This window comes from Streptomyces sp. NPDC047453, from assembly GCF_040643155.1.
Taxonomy (GTDB): Bacteria; Actinomycetota; Actinomycetes; order Streptomycetales; family Streptomycetaceae; genus Streptomyces.
This window is the reverse complement of sequence record NZ_JBEYTS010000172.1, coordinates 1-1,776: the sequence shown is the minus strand read 5'-3', so window position 1 is coordinate 1,776 and position 1,776 is coordinate 1. Positions and strand designations below refer to the sequence as shown.

The following is a 1,776-nucleotide window of genomic DNA, read 5'->3' as shown; positions in this document are numbered from 1 at the left end:
TGTCGGCGTCGGCTGAACTCGGACCCACTTTGGGCGGTTGAATTCTGACCCGGTTGGTGTTGGTTCAGTCGTTGTCGGTTGTGTCGGTGGGGACGCGTCCAAGTTCGCGTCCTCGCATGCGGTAGGAGTCGCCCTTGAGGGAGTGGACCTCGGCATGGTGGACCAGGCGGTCGATCATGGCGGCGGCCACGGTCTCATCCCCGAAGACCTCTCCCCAGCGTCCGAAGGGCTTGTTGCTGGTGACGATCACGGACGCGCGTTCGTATCTGTTCGAGATGAGCTGGAAGAACAGGTTCGCGGCCTCCGCTTCGAAGGGGATGTAGCCGACCTCGTCCACCACGATCAGCGGATAGCGGCCAAGCCTGGTGAGCTCGGCCGACAGGCGGCCGGTCTCGTGGGCGGCGGCGAGCTTGTCGACCCACTCGGCGGCGGTGGCGAAGGCGACACGGTGTCCGGCCTGGCAGGCCCGCACGGCCAGGCCGATCGCCAGGTGCGTCTTGCCGGTGCCGGGCGGGCCCAGGAAGACGACGTTCTCCTTCCCGGCGATGAAGTCCAACGTGCCCAGATGCGCGAGCTGTTGGCGCGTCATGCCGCGCAGATGGGTGACGTCGAGCTCCTCGATCGTCTTGATCGCGGGGAAACGGGCGGCGCGTACTCGTGCCTCGCCGCCGTGCGATTCACGGGCGGAGACCTCGCGCTGGAGGCAGGCGACGAGGTATTCGGCGTGGGTCCAGGACTCCTTGCGGGCCCGTTCGGCGAGCCGGTCGGCAGCGGCAAGGAGGGCCGGGGCCTTCATCGCCCTGGCAAGAAAGGCCAGGTCGGAGGTGGTCTGCTGGCCGGTCCTGCGGCTCGTGACCACGGTGGTTGCCGGTGCGGGTGCCTCACTGTCGAGGGTGGTGGGGGTGCGGGACATCAGCCGGCCTCCTTGCCGGCGTCGCCGTCGATGACGGTGAACAGCCGGTCATAGGAGCCCAGCTCGCGCTGTTCGACCTCGACGAGCGGGCCGGAGGCGGAGCCGACGGCGTGGATCTGACCGGTGGGCCGACGGCGTACTTCCTGGCGCATCGCCTGCCCGGCCTCGGCGTGCTCGGGATCGGTCATGGTCTGATGGCGGGCCCAGCAGCGGGCATGCTGCGCGACGATCTCGCCGCCGGAGGTGAGCACGATGATCTGCTCATTGTCGCTCAGCACGGTGACCTGGTGACCGATCGCGGCGGGATCGACGGAGTAGTCGCAGGTGTCGACGCGGACATAGTGGTCCCGCCCCAGCCGGGTCGAAAACCGCCACCAGGTCGGCGGGTCGACCGCGGGCAGGGTGAGCATCTGGGCCCGGTCTGCTTCCCACCGGTCGGCCGGACGGGTCCCCAGAGTGCGGTGGACACGCCGGTTGGCGACCTTCAGCCACGCTTGCAGCTGGGTGTTGAAGTCGTCCGGTCCGCTGAAGTGCCGTCCGGGCAGGAACGACGTCTCCAGGTAGCCGTTCGCCCGTTCCACCAGTCCCTTCGCCTCCGGATCCCTCGGCCGGCACAAGTAGATCCGGGTGGCGAGCAGGCCCGCGAACGCGGCGAACTCGGATGTCGGGCGGCCGCGGCCGACGCCGGCCTCGTTGTCCCAGACCAGTGTCTTGGGGACGGCGCCCCACTCGGTCAGCAGCCGCCAGTGCCCGTCGATCAGGTCGCCGGTCCTGCGCGAGGGCAGCATCCGGGCGGTGATCACGCGCGAGTAGCCGGACACCATCACCAGGACCGGCGGGCGTCCGCTCTGCCCATAGCCCAG

2 protein-coding genes are annotated in these 1,776 nt (G+C 69.2%); both read right to left on the bottom strand.

Annotation, left to right across the window (positions count from 1 at the left end):
* Window positions 1-64: 64 nt before the first annotated feature.
* Entirely contained in the window at window positions 65-913 is an 849-nt protein-coding gene (gene istB, locus ABZ818_RS42740; RefSeq protein ID WP_361427732.1) for an IS21-like element helper ATPase IstB, read from the bottom strand.
* On the bottom strand, window positions 913-1,776 hold an 864-nt coding region (locus ABZ818_RS42735), incomplete at its 5' end, for an IS21 family transposase (protein ID WP_361427729.1). The genes ABZ818_RS42735 and istB, both read right to left, overlap by 1 nt.

Coding starts and splice junctions, on each gene's coding strand:
- istB (WP_361427732.1), bottom strand. CDS start 913: ATGTCCCGCACCCCCACCACCCTCGACAGTGAGGCACCCGCACCGGCA.